The organism is Gammaproteobacteria bacterium (genome assembly GCA_016712635.1).
Taxonomy (GTDB): Bacteria; Pseudomonadota; Gammaproteobacteria; order SZUA-140; family SZUA-140; genus JADJWH01.
The window spans coordinates 50,113-71,031 of record JADJQS010000002.1 but is presented as its reverse complement, the minus strand read 5'-3'; the positions used below and the strand labels follow the sequence as shown (position 1 = coordinate 71,031).

Genomic DNA, 20,919 nt, shown 5'->3' with positions numbered 1-20,919 from the left:
TTCTCATCCGGTCAGGGTTTTCGCGCGGACGGGGGTGCGCGCCCCGGCGCCACGGCGTCCGCCGCGCCGGCGAGGATCGCGGGAGTGCCCGAGATCACCTGGCCCAGCGGCGTCAGCACCAGGGCGTCGCCCGCCTGAAGGCCCGCGCCGATGATCGCCTCGGTGTCATTCTGCCAGGCAATCGCGATATCGCGTCGGCGCAGCACGCCGTCCTCCACGACATAGATATAGGTGTTCTGGTAGATCGCGCTGTTGGGTATGACCAGGGCGCCGGTAACAGTGTCGCCGGTGATGGTGGCGGTGACGTACTGGTTGATCTTCAGCGGCTGGCGGCCGCGCGCCTTGCGGCCATAGGGATCTTCGATGCGCGCCACGACGTACAGCTGCTGGGTGGCGGTGTCGATGGCGCCCTCCGTGCGCACGATCTTGCCCGCCCAGCGCTGTTCGCCGACCAGCCGCGAGATGAGGGTGACGTCCGGCAGGTCCGACGCGATACCCGCATCATGGCGGAAGGATTCGGGCAGCCGGATGTAGGCGAGGTCGCGGTTCTTCACCGGCAGCCGTATCTCGACCACGTCGACCGCATAGATCTGCGCGAGCTCCGTGCTGGTATTGATGATCTGGCCGACGTCGACCGCGGCCTCCAGCACCCGGCCGGCGTAGGGCGCGCGGATCTGCGTCCGCTCAAGGTCGAGCTCCGCCTGGTCCAGGGCCGCGCGCGCGGACTCCACCGCCGCCCGCGCGGCCTCGAGCTGGGGTTTGCGCAATACCAGCGGGGAGGCGGGCTCGCCGTTGCCCAGGCGCTGCCAGTCCTGCAGTACCTGTTCAGCCTGCGCCGCCTCCTCCTGCAGCGCCTGTTCCGCCGCGACGAGGTTCGCCCGCGCAGAGGCCGCCGCGGCCTCGTAGTCGCGCGGGTCGACGCGCAGCAGCATCTCGTCCTGTTCGAAGAAACCGCCGGCGCGGAAGTTCGGGCTGGCGGCGGTGATCTGTCCGGCGACCTGCGCGAACAGCGTGTTCTCCGTGCGCGGGCGCACCGTGCCATAGCTCTGCAGCACGACCGGGTAGTCGACCGGGTTCACGATCCGGGTCTCGACCGTGATGCCTTCCGGCGGCGCCTCGGGCACGCGCGGCGCCTCGGGCCGGTTGAACAGGAACACGGCGGCGAGCGCGACCAGCCCGCCGAATACGAGGAAGGGGAGCAGTTTCTTGATCATGTGCCGTTGCCTGCAGGGACGTCGGTGGGTGGTGGGGCGGGCGGGAAGGGGTCCCCGCCCAGCGCCTGATAGAGCGCGATCCGGTTTTGCAGCAGCTCGTTCTGCAGCGTGATCACGCCCGACTGGGCCTCGAACGAGCGGCGCTGCGCCTCGAGCACGGTGGTATAGGCCGTCAATCCCTTGCGGTACTGCCCGAACGACAGCTCCTCGGCGAACCTGGCGTCCTGTTCCGCCGCGAGCAGGTGGCGGTAGCGTTCCTGCAGCAGCCGTTCCCGGTCCAGCGCGTTCTCGACCTCGGCGAACGCCGCGTAGACCTCGTTCAGGTACTGCTGCTCCAGTTCCTCCACGCGCGCGCGCGCCTGCGCCTCGGCGGCGCGCAGACGGCCGGCGTTGAACAGCGGCTGGGTGATCCCCGCCGCGAGTCTCCACGCCAGGCTGCCGTCGAGGAGGTCGCGCGTCCGCTCCGCGCTGTCGCCGGCGGCGGCGCTGACGGTGAAGGAGGGGAAGCGCTGCTTGTGCGCGATCGCCAGGCCGGCGTCCGCCGCCAGCAGGTCCAGCCAGGAGGACTGCAGGTCCGCGCGGTGGCGCAGCAGGTCGCCCGGGATTCCGGCCGGGGCATCCGCGGTCGCCTCGGGCAGGGCGCGGGCCGGTGTGAGGCCGCCGTCGGGGTAGGCGCCGAGCAGGAGCTGCAGTGCGCGCGCGGCCTCGTTGCGGGCGCGCTGCCGGTCCTGCACGTTGGCCGCCTGCGTGCGCACGTCGCTGCGCGCCAGGTAGACGTCCAGCGCCGCGTTGAGGCCGCGGCGGTAGCCCGACTCGATGATTTCCAGGTTCTGCTCCAGGTTGCCCAGGGTGTCGCGGTTGAGCCGCAGCAGCAGGTCCGCCTCGATCAGCGCATAGCGGGCGGCGGCGACATCGGCCGCGAGCGCCTGCCGCGCCGCAGTGTACCCGGCGCGGCGCGCCGCCAGTGTCAGGTTGGCCTGACGCGCGGTCGCGCTCAGCTTGCCCCACAGGTCGATTTCCCACTGCAGCGTCAGGTCGGCGCCGGCCAGGGTGGATACGTTCGAGGGCGGTGTCGCGTCGTTGTCGCTCCGGCTGCGCGAGATGTCCAGGCTGAGGTCGACCTCCGGGTACAGCACGGCGCCGTCGATGCGCAATTGCTGCTCCGCCTGGCGCACGAGCGCCGCCTGCTGCGCGAGGGCGAAATTGCCCTCCATCGCGCGTTCAATCATCCCGACCAGCTCCGCATCGTTCATGCGGGCCAGCCAGCCGTCGGCCAGCACACCCGCCGCGGCGTCCGTGCGCCGCTCGGGGGGTGCCGCGGCCGCATCGGGCTTGATCGCGACGGCGCTGATCCCGCAGCCGGCCAGCAGCAGGGACATTACGGCGAAGAGGAGGCCTCGCAGAAGGGGCACCGGCATGGAACGTCCAGGGTCGGAATACGGTGGCGGCAATTGTTGTGTCGGATAGTGTAGCTTGGGGTGCGGGCGGATTCAGCGGCTTTTGCATAATTTTACACAATGCCCACACTTGCTTGCGCGCGGCTGTGCGCCGCACAGGGCGGCCCGCGATGTTGCCCGCGTACGGGCCGGGCGGGTCTTGTGCTATCCTGTGCCGGACCGGCCGGGGTGGCCAAGGTCGCTGCGGAAGCGCGGGCGCCGGGCGGTTTGAACGGTTCATGGTGACCCGTATCGGTCCCCTCGCAACGATAGGTTGTAAACCCCGTCAGGCCCGGAAGGGAGCAGCGGTAGCAGCCGATGCGTGTGCCGGGGTGCGGCGGGTACGGGTTGCCTCCTTCCGGGCAGACGGGGGGCTTGCATGCGTGATCCCCGCCTTGAGGTACAATGCACGCCAGTCGCATGCGGCCGGCGCGGCGCCCGGCCCCGGCGGGCCAACGAAATGGATTATCGATGAGCTATCAAGTGCTTGCGCGCAAGTGGCGGCCGCGCACCTTCACCGAGATGGTGGGGCAGGAACATGTGCTGCGCGCCCTCGTCAATGCGCTCGACCATGACCGCCTCCATCATGCCTACCTGTTCACCGGTACGCGCGGTGTCGGCAAGACCACCATTGCGCGCGTGCTGGCCAAGGCGCTCAACTGCGAGCAGGGCGTCAGCTCGAAGCCGTGTGGTGTCTGCTCCTCCTGCCGCGAGATCGACGAGGGCCGCTTCGTCGACCTGATCGAGGTGGACGCCGCCTCGCGCACCAAGGTGGAGGACACGCGCGACCTGCTCGACTACGCGCAGTACGCCCCCACGCGCGGCCGCTTCAAGGTTTACCTCATCGACGAGGTACACATGCTGTCCAAGCACAGCTTCAACGCTCTGCTGAAGACGCTGGAAGAACCGCCGCCGCACGTCAAGTTCCTGCTTGCGACCACCGATCCGCAGCGCCTGCCGGTCACCATCCTGTCGCGCTGCCTGCAGTTCAACCTGAAACACCTGCCCGCGGAACTGATTGCGCGGCACCTGGCGAGGATCCTCGAGCAGGAGGGCGTCGCGGCCGAGCCGGGCGCGCTCGCGCAGATCGCGCGCGCCGCCGCCGGGAGCGTGCGCGACAGCCTGAGCCTGCTCGACCAGGCCATCGCCTACGGCGGCGGCCGCGTCATCGAGACCGACGTGCGCGCGATGCTGGGCACGATCGAGCAGGGCTATGTCATCGAGCTGCTCGAGGCGCTGGCCGCGGGCGACGGCGCCGCGCTGCTGCAGTGCGTGCAGCGCGTGGCGGAGCACACCTTCGAATTCACCGACCTGCTCGACGAGCTGATCTCCGCGCTGCAGCGCATCGCGCTGGCGCAGCTGGTCCCCGCAGCCGCCGACGACAGCCGCGGCGACGCGGAGCAGATCGCCGCGCTCGCGCGGCGCATGAGCCGGGAGGACGTGCAGCTCTATTACCAGATCGCCGTGCTCGGACGGCGCGACCTGCCGCACGTGCCCGAACACCGCAGCGGCTTCGAGATGATCCTGCTGCGCATGCTCGCCTTCCGGCCGGCCGGCGCGGGGGAGGCAGCCGCCGCGCCGGCGGTTCTGCGCACGACCCCGGCGGCGGGCACGGAACCGCCGCCACGCCGCCCGGGTGGGCGTGCGGCGGCGCCGGCCGCGGAAACGGCACCCGTTTCACCGCCGCGGGCAATGCCCGCCGCCGACTCCGGCTGGGGCGATGTCGCGGGAGCCCTGGGCCTGCAGGGCATGGCGCGCGAACTCGCCGCCAACTGCGTGCTGCTCGGGCGCGAGGGCGATGCGATCCGGCTGATGGTCGACAAGGCGCATGCGCACCTGTACAACAAGACCATGGAGGAACGGCTGCAGCAGGCGCTGAGCCGGCACTACGGCGCCGGGATCCGGCTCTCCATCGAGATCGGCGAACCCGAGGCGGCGACCCCGGCGCGCATCCGCCAGCAGCAGGAGCGCGACCGCATGCAGGCCGCCATCACCTCGCTCGAGAACGACGCCGAGGTGAAGACCCTGAAAGAGACCTTCAACGCCCGCATCGTGCCGGAGACGGTGGAGCCGCTCGACTGAGGCGGCGCGGCGGTGGTCCGTTGATGTGCCAGAAGCGCCGTCCGCCTGTGCGCGGCGGCGCCCATAACCGGGAGGACGTGACATGAAAGGTGGTCTGGGAAACCTGATGAAGCAGGCGCAGAAGATGCAGGAAGACCTGCAGAAGGCGCAGGAGGAAATCGCCGGCATGGAAGTCACCGGCCAGGCGGGCGGCGGCATGGTGAGCGTGGTGATGACCGGGCGCCACGACGTCAAGCGCGTCAGCATCGACGAGAGCCTGCTGAAGGACGACAAGGAGATGCTGGAGGACCTGATCGCCGCCGCCGTGAACGACGCGGTGCGCAGGATCGAGAGCGAGTCGAAGGAAAAGATGGCGAGCATGACGCGCGGCCTGCCGCTGCCGCCCGGGATGAAGCTCCCGTTCTGACGAGGCGCCGGTGTCCGACAGCCCGCTCATCGACCGCCTGATTGAGGCGCTGCGCTGCCTGCCGGGCGTCGGCCCGAAGTCGTCGCAGCGCATCGCCTACCACCTGCTCGAACGCAACCGTGAAGGCGCGCGCCGGCTGTCCGCGGCGCTGCAGGAGGCCGCCGACAAGGTCGGCCGCTGCGGCGAGTGCCGCACCCTGAGCGAGACCGCGCTGTGCCGCCTGTGCGCGAGCGACAAGCGCGACGCGGCGCAGTTGTGCGTGGTGGAGAATCCGGTCGACGTGCAGGCGATCGAGCAGACCACATCGTTCAAGGGGCGCTATTTCGTGCTGATGGGGCACCTCTCGCCGCTCGACGGCATCGGCCCGGAGGACATCGGGCTCGACCAGCTGGAGCAGCGCCTGCGCCAGGGCACCGTGCGGGAGGTGATCCTGGCCACCAATCCGACGGTGGAGGGCGAGGCCACCGCGCATTACATCGCCGACATGGCGCGCGAGTACGGCATCCGGGCCAGCCGCATCGCGTACGGCGTGCCGTTCGGCGGGGAGCTGGAATATGTCGATGCCGGTACGCTGTCGCACGCCATCGCCGGACGGCGGGATATCTGAGGCCGTGACGCGCCTGCGCGCCGCGGGCGCCGGAATTGTGATCGCCCTGTCGTGCGCCGCCGGCGCGGCCGCCGCACCCCTCTGCGACGAGCCGGAAGACGCGGACATCCCCGCCATCGCCCTGCAGGAATGGCTCGGCGGATTCGAGCAGCCCGTACACCTCGCGCACGCGGGAGACGGCAGCGGCCGGCTCTACGTGGTGGAGCAGGCCGGGCGCATCCGCGTCATTGAGGACGGCAAGGTCCGGCCGGATCCGCTGCTCGACATCCGCAGGCAGGTGACGAGCGGCGGCGAGAAGGGCCTGTTGAGCGTCGCATTCCATCCGCGCCACGCCGACAACGGCTACTTCTACGTCGACTACACCGCGCGCGACGGCGGCCTGCACACCGTCGTCTCGCGCTTCACGCGCGGCGCGGATGGCCGCGCCGCTCCCGCCAGCGAACGCGTGCTGCTCCGGATCGCGCAACCCTACGGCAACCACAATGGCGGCCAGCTCGCCTTCGGGCCCGACGGCCATCTATATATAGGTATGGGCGACGGCGGCAGCGCCAATGACCCGCACGGCCACGGCCAGAACCTCGCGACCCTGCTCGGCGCGCTCCTGCGCATCGACGTCGACCGTGCGGAGGGCGGCGCGCCCTACGGCATCCCCGCGGACAATCCCTTCCGCGGCGTCCGGGGCGCGCGGCCGGAGATATGGGCCTATGGCCTGCGCAATCCGTGGCGGTTCTCCTTCGACAGCGCCACCGGCATACTGTACCTGGGGGACGTGGGCCAGGACCGCGTCGAGGAGATCGATGTCGTCAGCGCGGGGGCGAATCTCGGCTGGGACATCATGGAGGGCGGCCGGTGCAACGCGAAGTCCGCCGAATTGTGCCAGCGCGGCGACCTGGCCGCGCCGATCGCATCCTACGGCCACGACGAGGGAATCGCGGTGACGGGAGGCCATGTCTACCGCGGCCGCGCCGTGCCCGGCCTGTGCGGGGTGTACCTGTATGCCGATTACGGTTCCGGCCGGGTGTGGGGCCTGCGTTACCGGGACGGGCGCGTTCAGGCGGCAAGGCAGCTCCTCGACACCGAGCTCAACGCCAGTTCGTTCGGGCAGGGCCCCGACGGCGAGGTCTACCTGCTCGACCTGGGCGGCAGGATCCTGCGCGTGGCGCGCGCCGAGTGAGCCGCGCGCGATGAACGGCAACCAGGGGAGGACGCGGCGATGATTCCGGGTACCGTACTGTTCGCCACGGCGACCTTCGCCATCATGCTGGCGGCGTTCTTTCACTCCCGGATGCGGCGCGTGCACATCCCGGTGATGGTCTCCATCATGGTCGCCGACCTGTTTTTCCCGGTCTATCTGTACATGACGCGCGACTGGCACAAGAAGCTGATCGAGCACGGGGATATCTTCTCCTTCCTGATGTGGATGCACTTCATGCTGGTGATCACCCTGTACGTGCTCTACGTGGTGCAGATCCAGACCGCGCGCCGCCTGCTGGGCGGCGATGACACGGTGAGAAAGGACCATCGTGCCCAGGGCATCGGGATCCTGATCACGCGCGGGCTGGTGATCTTCACCGGCGCGCTGCTGGCCGAGCCGGTGGCTACCCCGATCTTTTGACCACTGCATATCCCGGTGCCGCTACGGGTATCACTGTTTCGGTCAACACTCGCGGCTGCATACGATGTGCCCCAAGCGTGTCGCCGTGCTCAGGATGTGCGAGGGGACACCCAAGTCAACCCTCGCACCTTGCGCTGGCGACAGCTATTGATGCCCCGGTTTGCCCTGCGTCCGGCGGCGCTTCGCCCCGCCTACCACACTGGCTTGACGCCGCGATGCTCGCTCCTTACTCACTGCGTTCGTCCCTCGCTCACGCGGCTACCGCGGGCTTCGCCCCTCGCTTCGCTCTCCATGGCTCGCCGTGTGCAAAACCTGATATTGCATGACAGGTCGGGGCCCAAACCGCTGTCGTTTCCCGCTTTCTTGTGAATCCCCTGGTGACGTGGTCAATCACGCAGTAATAACTGAGCGATAAGGTCAGGATATATCAGAGAAATATGTCTTGACACGGCCATTGTTTCGGATTAAACATGCATTCAAAATACATGTTATAAAGTCGCATCACCGGGATGGAACGTAACAGGCAAGAAGGAGAAAAATCATGGCGCTGACCTCCGGAAGAAACCCACTGCTGTCCCCCTCCAGTTTCGTGTTCACAACTATGCTCGTGTTCTCCGCACTTCAGGTAAACGCGGAGAACCGGGAGTTCGATTTCACAATCGAAGAAAGGAAGATCCAGGTGGCGCCGGACCTGGAGTATCAGGTATTCGCATTTAACGGCCAAGTGCCGGGGCCGCTGATCCACGTGAAGGAGGGTGACGACGTTATCGTGCACGTCGCGAATAACACCACCCTGCCGCATACCATCCACTGGCACGGCCAGTATCAGCGCCACAACCTCACCAGCTCCGGCGACGCCAGCAACTGGAAGATGGACGGCGTGCCCGGCGTCACGCAAAAGGCGATCGAGCCGGGCGAGACCTTCACCTACAAGTTCAGGGCGGAAAAGACCGGCAGCACCTGGTACCACTGCCATGTGAATGTCAGCGAGCATGTCGGCATCCGTGGCATGTGGGGTCCGCTCATCGTCGATCCGGCCAAACCTACCAAGCTGGAAAAAAAGGTCACCCAGGACGTGATCATGATGCTGAGCTCGTGGGATTCCGACTATGCGGAGAAGCTCGGCTCGGGCGGCGGTCCGCGCGACCGCGCCAATTACTTTTCCCTCAACGGCCGCTCCTTTCCGCTGACGCAGCCGATCAACGTCAGGAAGGGCGACGTGGTCCGCTTGCGCATGTTCGGCGCCGGCGCGGAAATCCATGCCATTCATACTCACGGTCACGACATGCTCATCACGCATAAGGATGGCTCGCCGCTGCCGGCGCCGTATTACGTCGACACCATCCTGATCGGTCCGGGCGAGCGTTACGACGCCATCGTCGAGATGAACAATCCCGGCATCTGGATGGTGCACGACCACGTTGACCCGCATGTCACTAACAATGGGAAACATGGTGGTGGCCCCATGACGGTGATTGCCTACGAGGGCTTGTCGCCGGTGGTGAAGGACGATCCGCACACCATGTTGCCCAACGACGATCCTGATTTCTACTACAGTGAATCGATGAAGAAGCCATACGGCATGCATAACAACGAGCGCTTCGCGGGCGTGCCGCTGCAGGCCGAAGGGCGGCGCGAGCGCAGGAGGGTACAGCATGAGACTCATTAAGTACTGGTTTACGGCGGTCATGCTGGTGGGATCCAGCATCGCCGGGGCGGAGGACGGCGGCACCATCCTGCAGGGGCAGTGCGGTGCCTGTCACAATCTGACGGGGCCGGCGCCCGCTACCCTGCAGGAGCTGTGGAACCGCAAGGGGCCGGACCTGTTCTACGCCGGTCTCAAGTACAAGGCGGCCTGGATGGAGGCCTGGCTGCAGAAGCCGACGCGCATCCGTCCCGCCGGCATGTTCTATGCCGACCACGTGAAACCCGGCGCCGCTGGTGACGAAATCGACGCCGCCACGCTCACGGCGCATCCCGCACTGTCCGCGCCGGAGGGCAAGGCTGTTACCGCAGCCTTGATGGCCCTGAAGGGAAACCCGGATCTCGTCACTGCGGGTGCCTATACCCCCGGCAATCTCTCGCTCAGTTCCGGCGAGATGCTGTTCGACAAGTTCAAGGGTTGCCTGGCCTGCCACGAGATCGAGCCGGGATACGGTGGACTCTCCGGCCCCGAGGTCTCTACCGCGGCGCAGCGCCTGCAGGAGGACTGGCTGGCGAGTTTCCTGCGCAATCCGCAGGCTTGGGATCCCAAGATATTCATGCCCAACAAGCATCTCAACGACACGATATCCGGAAGTTCATCGATTACTTCCGGTTGCTGAGTGAGGAGGCCGCGCAATGAAGATCATGAAGGTGATCGTAACTGAGCTCTGCGTCGCCAGCCTGCTGCTGGTTTGGTCGATGGAGGCGCCGGCGGCGGAAAAGGCCGCGGATAATTACCGCACCTACTGCACCCAGTGCCACGGCATGCGGGGTAACGGCAAGGGCATCAATGTGCGCGACATGTCGGTACAGCCGCGCGATCACACCGACGCCAGGGAGATGTCCGCGCGTTCGGATGAGGACATATACAAGGCGATCAAGGAGGGCGGCGTGGATATCAACAAATCTGTCCTGATGCCGCCGTGCGGTGACGTATTGAGTGACGAGGAAATCCATGGCCTGGTAGCCAACCTCCGCGAGATGTGCCAGTGCAGTTTTGGGAAGTAGCAGTTTGCATGATGGTAATAAGCAGTAAATAACCAAGAGAGCGTTCGATATACGATAATGGAGGAGAGAGACATGAAATTCAAAAATTGGTGTTAGCGGTGTCCGCTGTTTCCGCCCTGTCCGGCTATGCACAGGCGGCCCTCGCTGAAAAGGTGAAGGTCGTCATGCACGCCAAGGAGGTCATGCTCGAGATTGACAACAAGGGGACAAAGTATCCGGCCTGGACTTTCGAAGGTCAGATCCCCGGGCCGGTGGTCCGGGTCAAGGAGGGCGATACCATAGAATTCGAACTGGTCAACGACAATACCAACAAGGAAAGCCACTCGATGGATTTCCATGCGGCGCAGGTCGACGTCCTTGATGAGTTTGCGCCAGTCAAACCGGGGAGAGACCAAGAAGTTCACCTTCGACGCCAAGTATCCGGGTGTATTCATGTATCACTGCGGATCCGCTCCCATGCACCAGCATATCGCGCGCGGCATGTACGGCATCGTGATCGTGGACCCGAAGGAAGGCTACAGCGACAAGTTCCCCAGACCTGACCGCGAGTATGTCCTGGTTCAGGGGCAGTATTTCGCCAACGCTGACGATCATCACGCCATCATGGAGGATGAGGGCTACACCGGCTCCCTGATCAACGGCAAGATGTTCCACTACGATCCGGTGCACGACCAGAACGCGAGTCAGGTGCTGGAGGCAAAACCGGGCGAGCGCGTGCGCATCCATTATGTGAACGCCAACATCAATCGGCCCGCCGCTATTCACCCCATCGCCGGCATCTGGGACAGGGTATATCTGAATGGCAACCCCAGGAACGTGGTTCATGGCATGGCCACTTACAACCTGGGCGTATCCGAGGCGGTGTCGCTGGATATCGTGTCGCCTAAGGATCGTCCCACCAATAATGCCATTGTGGACCATTCCATGAAGGCGGCCATGAGCGGAGCTATAACCGTGCTCATGAACAAACCGGACGCCGATCCGAAGGCGGGCAAGGGTGACAATATTCTGATTCGGTGACGCGGGATCGGAAGGTACGTATCAACAGGTATCCCCCCGGCCTCGGCCGGGGGCTTTTTTACGATACGATCAGTTGCAGATTCCGCTAGGTTCGATGTAACTTGCAGGTATGCAACTTACCCTCTATACCGATTACTCCCTGCGCGTCCTCATCTACCTGGGGCTGCGGCGCGACCGCCTGTCGACCGTCTCCGAGATCGCGCAGGGCTACGGCATCTCGCGCAACCACCTGGTCAAGGTGGTGCATAACCTGTCCACCCTCGGTTTCATCCATTCGCTCCGCGGCAAGGGCGGCGGCCTGAGCCTCGCGCGCGCGCCCGAGCTGATCAACATCGGCGACGTGGTGCGGCATGCCGAGGCGAATTTCAACATCGTTGAGTGCTTCGACGGCAGGCAGCGCAATTGTCCGATCACTCCGGTTTGCCGCCCAAGGGCGCGCTGAGCGATGCAACTGACGCCTTCCTCGGTGTGCTCGACGGCTATACCCTGGCGGACATGCTGAAAAACGAGCACATGCTCGTGGCCTCGCTGAAACTGGTCGGGCGCTGAGAACGAAGCTCGCTGAGGCCATAGAACCCTCCGGAGCAGATGCGGGCAACCCCGATGGGTCAGGAGATCGAGCGCGCACATTTCACCCGGCATGACCACAGCATGTTCTCGGCGCGCCTGCGCGAGGAAACGGCGCTGCTCAAGGCGCTGTTCGAAACACAGGGACTGTCGCAGCGTCACCATGTCGCCGGATCTGAACTGAGGCCTGGCTGGTGGATGGGCGGTTTCGCCCGGCGCCGCTCAATCTCGTTTCATGGAGCGCTTCGCCGGCGAGCTGGTGGCGCCCGAGCTGGCGAGCTTCAATATCGAATTCAACACCGCGCCGCGGCCTTTGACTGGCGCTGCGCTGCGCGCCATGGAACACGATCTCGCCGCCCTCTGGCAGCGCGCCAGCGGGGTCGCGCGCGATCTAGACGCACGCCTGCTCATGATCGGCATCCTGCCGACCGTGCGCCAGGAAGACCTGTGCGTGGCCAATATGACGCCGCCGCTCAGGCGTTACCGCGCGCTCAACGAGCAGGTGCTGCGCCCAGCCGCGGGCGCCCGCTGCGGCTGGATATCCTGGGGGATGATCACCTCCAGACCGAGCATCACGACGTAATGCTGGAGGCGGCCGCCACCTCGTTCCAGATCCATCTGCAGGTGTATCCGCTCCATGCAGCGCGCTACTACAACGCCGCGAAGATAATCTCCGGTCCGTTGACCGCCCTGTGCGCCAACGCGCCGCTGCTGTTCGGCCGCCGGCTGTGGGCGGAGACGCGCATCCCGCTGTTCGAGCAGGCGGTGGCGGTGGGTTACGGCCAGGAGCATAACGCGCCGCACGACCGCGTGACCTTCGGCTACGGTTACGTGCAGCAATCGCTGCTCGAATGTTTCCTCACCAATGCCAGCGAATATGAGGTCCTGCTGCCGATAGAGCTCCCCGCCGCGCCGCGCGAACTCAGCCACCTGCGCCTGCACAACGGCACCATCTGGCGCTGGAACCGCCCGTTGATCGGCTTCGACGCCGACGGCACGCCCCACGTGCGCATCGAGCATCGTCCCTTGCCGGCCGGACCGACGGTGGTCGACACCATCGCCAATGCAGCGCTGTTCTACGGTCTGGTGGAGATGCTGGCGACGATGGAGGAGGCGCCGGAGCTGTCATTGCCGTTTGCCGCGGCAAAGGCCAACTTCTACACCTGTGCCCGCGACGGCCTGGCCGCTGAAGTGACCTGGCTGGACGGGCGGGTATATGACGTAGCCGACCTGCTGCAGGACGAGCCGCTGCCGCTGGCCCGGCGGGGATTGACGGCGCGGCGGCTGGCGCCGGAGGATATCGAACGCTACCTGGGGACGATGGTGGAGCGGCTCGCCGGCGGCCAGACCGGCAGCGACTGGCAGCGCCGTTTCCTCGATCTCCACGACAACGATCTGTTCGCCCTGACGGCCGCCTATCATGTTCACCAGCAGGGTGGTGCGCCGGTGCATCGCTGGCCGGCGTCCTGACAGGACAGACCCGGGACCTATGCTGACCATCCTCGACCACCTCCCGGACGGACTGTTGGCGGCGGAACCGGCCGATCTGGCGCGACTGCTGGGCGGCCCCACACTGATCCACCTGCCGGGGCGGCGGGACCGGCCGCTGTTTGTGAGCACGCTGCTGCACGGCAACGAAGACACCAGCTGGCGGGCGGTGCGTGAGCTGCTGCAGCGATACGAGAGACGGGAACTGCCGCGCGCCCTGAGCCTGTTCATCGGCAACGTCGCCGCGGCGGCAGTGGTGTGCGCCGGCTCGAGGGACAGCTCGATTACAACCGCGCCTGGCCCGGCGGCGAGGCGACGGACGGCCCGAGAGCGCCGTCATGCGCGCGGTGGTGGAGGAGATGCGGGCGCGCGATCCTCTGCCAGCATCGATATCCACAACAATACCGGGCTCAATCCGCACTATGCCTGTGTGAACCGCCTCGACCCGCCGTTCCTCCGGCTGGCAACGCTGTTCAGCCGCACGGTGATCTACTTCCTGCGCCCGCGCGGCGTGCAGTCGCTGGCCTTCGCCGATCTGTGTCCGGCGGTCACGGTGGAATGCGGCAAGGCCGGTAATCCGCAGAATACGGAACACGCGCTGGAGTTCGTCGAGGCCTGCCTGCACCTGGCGGAGTTCCCCCGGCATCCGGTCTCGCCGCATGACATCGATCTGTACCATACCGTAGCGACCGTCGGGATCCGGGACGGGATCGATTTCGATTCGATGCGGAGGCGCGGGATCTCAGTCTGCCCGGCGACCTCGACCGCCATAACTTTCAGGATCTTGCCCCGGGCACGCTCTGGGGCGGCAGGATCCGTCACGCCCGCTGACCCTGAAGGTTTCCGACGAGGCGGGCAACGACGTCACCGCCCGGTTTTTCCGTCTCGATACGGGTGGAACCATCGCCCAGCAGGTGCCGTCAACGCCGTCCATGCTGACGCTGGATCGCCGGGTGATCCGGCAGGATTGCCTGTGCTACCTGATGGAACGCCTGCCCTGCGCGCCATGAGCGAGTGTCGGCGGCATCCTGGCGCAGCGTCGCGGAGCTGATCGGTCGGTCCGGTCGGAGGGGCTGTCACCCCGGCTATCCGAGCAGGATCGCCTCGGCACGCTGCAGATCTTCGGGAGAACCGAACAGCACGACGGCATCGCCCGCTTCCAGTACGGTTTCGCCCGCCGGTGACAGCCGCCGCTCACCCTGGCGCACCAGCGCGGTCACCACTACGCCCGCGAAGTTGAGTTCGGCGAGGGTGTGGCCGATCGCCGGGCTGTCCGGCGGCAGCAGCACCGGCCGCAGCCGGTCGGCGTCCGCCTCCTGCGGGTCTTCTACGAGGGCGCTGTCGCCGCGGTACACTTCGCGCAGCAGGCGGTAGCGTGTCGTGCGCTGCTGCTGCATGCGGCGTACCACGCGCGCGAGAGGGACATTGAGCAGCAGCAGGGCGTGCGAGGCGATCATCAGGCCGGCCTCCAGCGTTTGGGCACCACTTCCGAGGCGCCGGCCTGTTTCAGCTCCTCGACGTGGGCCTCGTCGCGCGTGCGCACCATCACCGGCAGGTCCACGCAGCGCGCGGACGTGGTGCAGCACCTTGTGCGCGGCCGCGGTGTCGGCGTGGCTGATGACCACCAGCCGCGCGCGGTCGACGCCGAGCGCCTCGAGGAGGTCGCGTTCGGTGGCGTCGCCGTAATAGACACGTTCGCCGGCGAGGTGAGCCTCCTTCACCCGCGCGGGATCGAGGTCGAGCGCCACGCAGGGGATATGCTCCTCTTCCAGGAAGTGGGCCACGCTCTGGCCGACGCGCCCGTAACCGCAGATGATCACATGGTCGCGCAGCTGCGCGATCGACCCCGATGTCGATCCGCGCCGCCGCCCGGCGTCCGCCCGGCCGGTCGGCGCAGCAGGCGGCCCGCCAGCGCGTGGTTGTAGCGGATGAGGAACGGCGCCGCGATCATGGAGAGCAGCACGGAGGTCAGCACGATCTGTGTCCGGCGTCCTCCGCGATCACGCCGGCGTCATGCGCGATGGCGAGCAGCGCGAAACCGAACTCGCCGCCGACCGCTAGCAGCAGGCCGGTGCGCCAGGCGGTGAAGGCGTCGATTCCGGCCCGGCGCACGATCTGCGCCACCAGCAGGATCTTGACCAGCAGCAGGATCGCCGCGTACCTGCCAGGGTCCAATGCCAGATGCAGGATCGCGAACGGATCGAACAGCATGCCGATGCCGACGAAGAACAGCCCCAGCAGCACATCGCGAAAGGGGCGGATGGTGGATTCCACTGTTGGCGGAACCCTGGTCTCGCCGAGGATCATGCCGGCGAGAAAGGCGCCGAAAAGCCATCGACAGGCCGAGGCTGTGAGTGGTCCAGGCCGCTGCGAGCGAGATGAACAGCACGGTGAGCGTGAACAGCTCGGCGGAGCGCCGCGCCGTGACGGCATGGAACAGCGGACGCAGGAAGCGGCGGCTGATCTAGGAAAACCAGCGGCAAAGGCCAGCACCGCCTTGGCGAGCGCCCAGCCGAGCGCGCCGGCCAGCGCCGCGGAGCCGGTCGCCAGGCCGAGCACGGGGATGACGACGACGAAGGGGACGGCGGTGACATCCTGGAACACGGACATGGCCGTGCCCAGCCGCCCGTGCCGGCTGTATTCCTCGCCCCTGTTCGGCGAGCTGCTTGCTGATGATGGTGGTGGAGGACGGCGCGAAGCACGCGCCGACCACGAATGCCGCCGCAGGTGGCAGGCCGGCCAGCCAGCCGGCGACGCCGACCACGAGCGTGGTCAGCAGCACCTGGCCCGTCCCGACCCAGGCAACGGGATGCCGCAAAGGCGTGCGGATCTGCGGCAGCGAAAACCAGGACCGATCGGGAACAGCAGGAAGACGACGCCGAATTCTGCCAGCCCCTGATCTGCCCGCTCTCGATGACCGGGGCCGGCGGTGTGGGGCCGAGCAGGCCACCGACCAGCAGATAGCCCAGGCTGGCCGGAATGCGCAGGCGCTGGAACGCGATCACGATCACGACCGCGGTACCGAGCAGCAGGAGCACCTGGGTGAGGGCAGGTCAATCGCAAGCGCGGGGTAACTTGTGCGGGTATCCGATGTTGCACGCGGAATTCGCATCATGGAGGTCGGGTGTCTCGTCAAGGCCCATGGCGTCCGTGCCGGTTCGTGACAGCTGGGGAGGTGCTGGCCTGCATATCCGCGGCGCGAGACGGAATCCCGTGCAGCAGCAGAGTGCACCACCGGCGACGCTCTAAGTCTTCCATCTTGCGTCGAGAAGAAAATGGCTTAAGAATTCTATCGATTCCGGCACCCCCGCGTCTACCCGGTAAGGCACCCGCGGTGAAACCGGCGGCCGATCAGCAAAGGGTTACGCGGTGACACGCATCAAACGATTTCGGCCTCCACCGGCCTATCGGCGCCTTCGCGCCATGCGGCGGAGCGGGCGGCGCTGCACATCCACAGAGGCGGGGGTGCGCTCGATCTGCACGTCATCGCTGCCAGGTCGTCCGCTGGGCAAGCTGCGTCAGCTTGTGCGCGAGGTTCCCGCGGACGCCGAGCAGCGCCTGGTCGACGCCGTTCGGGAGGAAGTGCGCCAACTGGCCGGGAATCTGCTGAGCCAGCATGGAGTGACCGCCGGGGTGCATGTCGTGCTGGGCACGGTAATACATCGCCTGAACGAGGAAGCGGATGCCTTGGGGGCGGACCTGATCGTACTGGGCGCCCGGGGCACGAGCTTCGTGCAGCATCTGCTGCTTGGCTCGACTGCGAAAGATGGTGAGCCGGGCCGCGCTCCCGCTGCTGGTGGTCAAGCAGCCACTACACGAGGATATCGCAGGCTGTTGGTGCCGATCGATTTCTCGCCGGCCCCTGCCTGCGCTCACTCGTGCTGCTGCACGCCTTTGACGTGCCCTTCGAGGGCAAGTTGCGCCTCGCCGGGGTCTCGGAAGAAGCCGTGACATATTATCGCGCCGCAGCACGGGACGAGGCACTGCAGAGGATGCGCGAGCTGCTTGCCGGGGCCGGTATCGCACTGGAGGAGGCGCGCCTGCTTGTGCGGCACGGAGATCCTTGGCGGAATATCGTCGAGCAGGAACAGGAACAGATTGCGATCTTATCGTGATGGGGCCGGCACGGCGAAGGCATGCTTGAGGAATTTTTCCTGGGCAGTGTTACGAAGCGCGTGCTGATGGACTGTCAGGCTGACGTACTGGTGTCGGTGTGAGCCCCGTCGTATCGCCACAGGCTGGTCGTATGACGGGATTATTCGGTTTGGCAACATGAGAGCGGGATATGGGTGAGAAAGAGGAAAAACTGGCGAAGATCGGCGGGTATCTGGTCGACGGATTTCATTACCTCGCGCTGTTCGCCATCGGCGCCACCGTGGTATGGTCGGCCGTGCACGAGTACATCGGCATCGTCGAAAAGGGTTATGCCGACCTGAAGGACATCCTGCTGCTGTTCATCTACCTGGAATTCGGCGCGATGATCGGATGCTATTTCAAGAGCAACAAACTCCCCGTGCAGTTCCTGATCTTCATCGCCATCACCGCCCTGGCGCGGCACCTGGTGATCGACGTGCAGAAGGAGCTCACGGAATTCGGGCTCTATCTCTACCTCGCGGTGACCGGCGCGATCCTGCTGCTGAGCGGGGCGCTGTTCATCATCGCGTACGCGGAAAAGCGATACGGCAGCCCGGAAGACGGCATCGAACGCAGGCCGAAGTTCCCGCGCAGACCTGCTGCGACCGAGTGAATGCGGAAAAGGGGACGGATTTAAATCCGTCCCCCTCGGCACGGCTGAATGGAATCTGAATGGTGACAGATTTATAAATCTGTCACCTAGTCGTACTCCACCGCCATGCAGGATCTCGCGGTAACTGTCCAGGCGCAGCCGGCTGATCTTCCCCCGCTCCCGGGCGAGCGCGATCGCGCAACCGGGTTCGCCGTCGTGTATGCAGTCGCGGAATTTGCAGTCGCCCAGGAAGGGCCCGAATTCACGAAAGCCCCGCGCCAGCTCGGCGGGACTGATGTGCCACAGCCTGAATTCGCGCACGCCGGGCGAGTCGATGATGTCCCCGCCCTCCGGCAGGTGAAACAGGAGGGTGCTGGTGGTGGTGTGGCGGCCCTTGCCGCCGGCCTCGGACAGTGCGCCGACGCGGATCTCCAGTTCGGGCAGCAGCGACTGCAGCAGGGAGGACTTTCCGACGCCGGACTCGCCGACGAACACGCTGGTTCTGCCGTGCAGTTGCGTGCACAGTCCGGACAGGCCGAGTCGCGTCCTGGCGCTGAGGAAATGCGGCTCGAATCCCACCGCGCGGTAGCCGCCCATCTCATCCCGCAGCTTCATCGCCAGGGTTTCATCGATCAGGTCGAATTTGTTCACGACCAGGACGGCGCCTAGGCCGAGCAGCTCCGCGGTGACGAGGTAGTGATCGATGAGCGAGTGGTTGATGCCGGGCGCTGATGCGCCGGCGGCGGTATTCGGCTGCGCGGCCCCGACCACGATCAATTGATCGATGTTGGCGCACAGCGGTTTCGATTTTCCGCGCGCATCCATGCGCGCCAGCAGCGAGCGGCGCGGCTCGACCGCCACCACGGCGCCGTGCGCATTTCCGTGTCCCGCCTCCCACAGCACCCGGTCGCCGCACACGGCCTGTCCGGCCGATTTTCTCGCGACGCACGCGCAGGTCGTCCCGTCGGCGGCCTCGACCAGCAGGGTCTGGCCGTAATTCGCGATGACCAGTCCCGGCTGCGTCGCGGTGGCGGACGTCATGCGGGTCTGCCCTGTGCGCGCGCCGCGAGATGGGCGATGCGCGCGGCCGCCGGCGGGTGGCTGTAATGGAAGGCCGAATAATACGGATCGGGCGTCAGCGTCGAGGCATTGTCCTGGTAGAGCTTGACCAGCGCGCTGATGAGGTCGCCCGCGTCCGCCTCGCGCGCGGCGAAGTCGTCGGCCTCGTATTCGTGCCGGCGCGAGAGCATGCCCGTCAGCGGGCTGAGGAAGGTGCCGAAGACCGGCGCGACGAACAGGAACAGCAGCAGGGCACCGTGGTTCGAGGCGTGTTCCAGCCCGAGACCGGCGTAGAAGCCGGGCTGGCGGAGCAGCCAGTCGAGGATCAGCACGGCGCCGAGGCCGCCGATCGCCGCCAGCGCGATGCGCTTGGCGACGTGGCGGCGCTTGAAGTGGCCGAGCTCGTGCGCCAGCACCGCCTCGATCTCCGCCGGGCGCAGGGATTCGATCAGGGTATCGAAGAACACGATGCGCTTGCCGCGGCCGAAGCCGGTGAAATAGGCGTTGCCGTGCGCGGAGCGGCGCGATCCGTCCATCACGAAGACGCCGCGGCTGGCGAAGCCGGTGCGCTCGAGCAGCGCGCCGATGCGCCGCTCGAGTTCGGCGTCCGCGAGCGGGGTGAAGCGGTTGAACAGCGGCGCGATCACCAGCGGATAGATCCAGCTCATCAGCAGGGCGAAGGCGAGCCAGCCGGTCCAGACGTAGAACCACCAGAATGGGTCGGCCTGGCCACCGGCCGCCTGCGGCGCGGGCGCCATCAGCCACAGCGCGGCGAAGATCAGCGGGAATCCGATGATCGCGCCGAGGAGTAGACCCTTCAACAGATCCGCGATGAACAGCGCAGGCGTCATGCGGTTGAAGCCGAAGCGCTGCTCGATGACGAAAGTGTGGTAGATTGCGAAGGGCAGGTGCAGCAGCGTATTGATCAGCAGCGCGCTCGCGACGACGCAGGCGCCGGCAGCCAGCGGCGGGAGGTCGAGTCCGCGCCAGGCGAGGTCGATGAGATCGAGGCCGCCGCCCAGCGTCCAGCCCAGGAGCAGCAGGGCGTTGTACGCCAGCGCCGCCCGGGCCGCGCCGATGCGCGCGACGGTGTAGTCGGCCGCCCTCTGGTGATTCGCCAGGCTGATGCGGCCGGCAAAGGGTTCGGGGACACTGCCGCGATGGGCCCGCACGCTGCGCAGCTGCCGGCCGTCGAGCCACCACTCCACGGCGCTCGCCAGGGTGAGGGCGGCGAGAAAGACGAGGGTGAAGTCGTTCATCGGAGGATGGACAAGGAAGACGGTTCCGACGATATACTTGGACTGTTACGCAAACATGACGCGATGCGGGTAATGCGGCGATGGCACAGGATGCGAATCATCTGATCTGGATCGACCTCGAAATGACGGGGTTAAGCCCGGAAAGCGATTATATCATCGAGATCGCGACCATCGTGACGGACGGCACCCTGAATATCCTGGCGGAAGGTCCGGTGATCGCGATCCACCAGCCGGATTCGGTGCTGGACGGGATGGACGACTGGAACACGCGCCAGCACGGCCAGTCCGGATTGGTCGGGCGCGTGCGCAGCAGCGGGATCGGGGAGCGCGAGGCGGAGCGGCTCACCCTGGATTTCCTGCGCCAGTACGTCCCGCCGGGCAGGTCCCCGATGTGCGGCAACAGCATCTGCCAGGACCGGCGCTTTCTCGCGCGCTGCATGCCCGATCTCGAGCGCTATTTCCATTACCGCAATCTCGACGTCAGTACCCTGAAGGAGCTGGCGCACCGCTGGGCCCCGGAGGTCTACAACGGTTTCACCAAGACGAGCACCCACCAGGCCCTCGACGATGTGCGCGATTCGATCAACGAACTGCGCTATTACCGGGAACGCTTCATCAAGTTGCCGGTGAAGAATTAGGTGAGGCGTGAGGAGTTAGGCGTCAGGAGTAAGAAAGAAATACTGAAACATCGTCGGACAAAGTACTTGACAGGATATATGAGGCCGGCA

12 protein-coding genes, 1 other RNA gene and 7 pseudogenes are annotated in these 20,919 nt (G+C 66.2%); 16 read left to right on the top strand and 4 right to left on the bottom strand.

Features of this window, described 5'->3' with window-relative positions; translation table 11 throughout:
• Positions 1-11 precede the first annotated feature (11 nt).
• Both IPK65_03460 and IPK65_03455 read right to left on the bottom strand, forming a co-directional pair.
• Positions 12-1,214, bottom strand: coding sequence for an efflux RND transporter periplasmic adaptor subunit (locus tag IPK65_03460; protein ID MBK8162224.1), 1,203 nt, complete (start codon positions 1,212-1,214; stop codon positions 12-14).
• Positions 1,211-2,593, bottom strand: coding sequence for an efflux transporter outer membrane subunit (locus IPK65_03455; protein ID MBK8162223.1), 1,383 nt, complete (start codon positions 2,591-2,593; stop codon positions 1,211-1,213). Before IPK65_03455 ends, IPK65_03460 begins: the two co-directional genes overlap by 4 nt.
• A 307-nt stretch (positions 2,594-2,900) precedes the next feature.
• Here IPK65_03455 and ffs point away from each other — a divergent pair.
• The 13 genes and pseudogenes from ffs (at position 2,901) to IPK65_03390 (ending at position 14,157) form a co-directional block, all read left to right on the top strand.
• Positions 2,901-2,997: signal recognition particle sRNA small type (gene ffs / locus IPK65_03450), an RNA gene on the top strand.
• A gap of 124 nt (positions 2,998-3,121) precedes the next feature.
• On the top strand, positions 3,122-4,732 hold the full coding sequence (gene dnaX, locus IPK65_03445) for a DNA polymerase III subunit gamma/tau (protein MBK8162222.1): 1,611 nt from the start codon (positions 3,122-3,124) through the stop codon (positions 4,730-4,732).
• A gap of 82 nt (positions 4,733-4,814) precedes the next feature.
• Positions 4,815-5,138, top strand: coding sequence for a YbaB/EbfC family nucleoid-associated protein (locus IPK65_03440; protein ID MBK8162221.1), 324 nt, complete (start codon positions 4,815-4,817; stop codon positions 5,136-5,138).
• A gap of 10 nt (positions 5,139-5,148) precedes the next feature.
• Positions 5,149-5,745, top strand: a complete 597-nt coding sequence (gene recR, locus IPK65_03435) for a recombination protein RecR (GenBank protein ID MBK8162220.1) — start codon at positions 5,149-5,151, stop codon at positions 5,743-5,745.
• On the top strand, positions 5,699-6,919 hold the full coding sequence (locus tag IPK65_03430; GenBank protein MBK8162219.1) for a PQQ-dependent sugar dehydrogenase: 1,221 nt from the start codon (positions 5,699-5,701) through the stop codon (positions 6,917-6,919). Before recR ends, IPK65_03430 begins: the two co-directional genes overlap by 47 nt.
• A 39-nt stretch (positions 6,920-6,958) precedes the next feature.
• Complete coding sequence (locus tag IPK65_03425) at positions 6,959-7,360, top strand: hypothetical protein (protein ID MBK8162218.1); 402 nt, start codon at positions 6,959-6,961, stop codon at positions 7,358-7,360.
• A gap of 541 nt (positions 7,361-7,901) precedes the next feature.
• The gene (locus IPK65_03420; protein MBK8162217.1) at positions 7,902-9,029 is read left to right on the top strand and encodes a multicopper oxidase domain-containing protein; all 1,128 of its coding nucleotides are present in this window, start codon (positions 7,902-7,904) and stop codon (positions 9,027-9,029) included.
• A gap of 19 nt (positions 9,030-9,048) precedes the next feature.
• Positions 9,049-9,704, top strand: a pseudogene (locus tag IPK65_03415) (c-type cytochrome).
• 5 nt (positions 9,705-9,709) lie between these two features.
• A complete protein-coding gene (locus IPK65_03410; GenBank protein MBK8162216.1) occupies positions 9,710-10,072 on the top strand; it encodes a cytochrome c in 363 nt (120 codons plus the stop codon).
• Positions 10,073-10,236: 164 nt separating this feature from the next.
• A pseudogene (locus IPK65_03405) lies at positions 10,237-11,092 on the top strand (multicopper oxidase domain-containing protein).
• A gap of 109 nt (positions 11,093-11,201) precedes the next feature.
• Positions 11,202-11,641 (top strand): annotated as a pseudogene (locus IPK65_03400) (Rrf2 family transcriptional regulator).
• Between the two features lie 54 nt (positions 11,642-11,695).
• A pseudogene (locus IPK65_03395) lies at positions 11,696-13,129 on the top strand (glutamate--cysteine ligase).
• Between the two features lie 19 nt (positions 13,130-13,148).
• Positions 13,149-14,157: pseudogene (locus IPK65_03390) on the top strand (succinylglutamate desuccinylase/aspartoacylase family protein).
• Positions 14,158-14,232: 75 nt separating this feature from the next.
• Here the strand turns inward: IPK65_03390 and IPK65_03385 are convergent.
• Positions 14,233-16,185 (bottom strand): annotated as a pseudogene (locus IPK65_03385) (cation:proton antiporter).
• Between the two features lie 312 nt (positions 16,186-16,497).
• Between IPK65_03385 and IPK65_03380 the strand changes: the two are divergent.
• A pseudogene (locus IPK65_03380) lies at positions 16,498-17,364 on the top strand (universal stress protein).
• A 68-nt stretch (positions 17,365-17,432) separates the two neighbouring features.
• Positions 17,433-17,894 carry a phosphate-starvation-inducible PsiE family protein gene (locus IPK65_03375; protein ID MBK8162215.1) on the top strand — a complete coding sequence of 154 codons (462 nt, stop codon included), beginning with the start codon at positions 17,433-17,435 and terminating at the stop codon, positions 17,892-17,894.
• 1,016 nt (positions 17,895-18,910) lie between these two features.
• On the opposite strand, the gene IPK65_03370 is transcribed toward IPK65_03375, so the two are convergent.
• Positions 18,911-20,191 carry a M48 family metallopeptidase gene (locus IPK65_03370; protein ID MBK8162214.1) on the bottom strand — a complete coding sequence of 427 codons (1,281 nt, stop codon included), beginning with the start codon at positions 20,189-20,191 and terminating at the stop codon, positions 18,911-18,913.
• Between the two features lie 80 nt (positions 20,192-20,271).
• Here IPK65_03370 and orn point away from each other — a divergent pair, with 80 nt between their 5' ends.
• On the top strand, positions 20,272-20,829 hold the full coding sequence (gene orn, locus IPK65_03365; GenBank protein ID MBK8162213.1) for an oligoribonuclease: 558 nt from the start codon (positions 20,272-20,274) through the stop codon (positions 20,827-20,829).
• The last annotated feature ends 90 nt before the right edge of the window (positions 20,830-20,919 follow it).

Excerpts from the sequence above, each read along its gene's own strand:
- IPK65_03460 (MBK8162224.1), bottom strand. The coding sequence starts at position 1,214 with ATGATCAAGAAACTGCTCCCCTTCCTCGTATTCGGCGGGCTGGTCGCG.
- IPK65_03455 (MBK8162223.1), bottom strand. The coding sequence starts at position 2,593 with ATGTCCCTGCTGCTGGCCGGCTGCGGGATCAGCGCCGTCGCGATCAAG.
- dnaX (MBK8162222.1), top strand. The coding sequence starts at position 3,122 with ATGAGCTATCAAGTGCTTGCGCGCAAGTGGCGGCCGCGCACCTTCACC.
- IPK65_03440 (MBK8162221.1), top strand. The coding sequence starts at position 4,815 with ATGAAAGGTGGTCTGGGAAACCTGATGAAGCAGGCGCAGAAGATGCAG.
- IPK65_03430 (MBK8162219.1), top strand. The coding sequence starts at position 5,699 with ATGCCGGTACGCTGTCGCACGCCATCGCCGGACGGCGGGATATCTGAG.
- IPK65_03425 (MBK8162218.1), top strand. The coding sequence starts at position 6,959 with ATGATTCCGGGTACCGTACTGTTCGCCACGGCGACCTTCGCCATCATG.
- IPK65_03420 (MBK8162217.1), top strand. The coding sequence starts at position 7,902 with ATGGCGCTGACCTCCGGAAGAAACCCACTGCTGTCCCCCTCCAGTTTC.
- IPK65_03410 (MBK8162216.1), top strand. The coding sequence starts at position 9,710 with ATGAAGGTGATCGTAACTGAGCTCTGCGTCGCCAGCCTGCTGCTGGTT.
- IPK65_03375 (MBK8162215.1), top strand. The coding sequence starts at position 17,433 with ATGGGTGAGAAAGAGGAAAAACTGGCGAAGATCGGCGGGTATCTGGTC.
- IPK65_03370 (MBK8162214.1), bottom strand. The coding sequence starts at position 20,191 with ATGAACGACTTCACCCTCGTCTTTCTCGCCGCCCTCACCCTGGCGAGC.
- orn (MBK8162213.1), top strand. The coding sequence starts at position 20,272 with ATGGCACAGGATGCGAATCATCTGATCTGGATCGACCTCGAAATGACG.